The sequence below is a fragment of the Stenotrophomonas sp. SrG genome (genome assembly GCF_050031795.1).
Classification (GTDB): Bacteria; Pseudomonadota; Gammaproteobacteria; order Xanthomonadales; family Xanthomonadaceae; genus Stenotrophomonas; species Stenotrophomonas rhizophila_A.
Genome location: NZ_JBNBBE010001114.1, coordinates 1 through 239, shown reverse-complemented (window position 1 = coordinate 239; position 239 = coordinate 1). Strand labels below are relative to the sequence as shown.

General features: G+C 61.5%; 1 protein-coding gene. It reads left to right on the top strand.

Features of this window, described 5'->3' with window-relative positions:
• Positions 1–226, top strand: a 226-nt coding sequence (locus tag ACQG3P_RS22930) for a His/Gly/Thr/Pro-type tRNA ligase C-terminal domain-containing protein (RefSeq protein WP_426806332.1), incomplete at its 5' end; no start/stop codon positions are given.
• Positions 227–239 lie beyond the last annotated feature (13 nt).

The window sequence follows — 239 nt, the reverse complement described above, 5'->3', positions numbered from 1 at the left end:
CACCCTTGCAGATCACGGCTTCCGGGTAACGTCGGATTTGCGCATTGAGAAGATCGGTTATATGATTCGCGAGCATACGCTGCAGCGGGTCCCGTACCTGCTGGTGGTGGGCGACCGTGAGAAGGAAAATGGCGCCGTCGCCGTGCGTACGCGCTCGGGCGAGGATCTGGGCAGCATGTCCGTCCAGGCGTTCGTCGAGCGGTTGCAGGCCGAACAGTCTGTGTAAGAAAGTCCCGGCC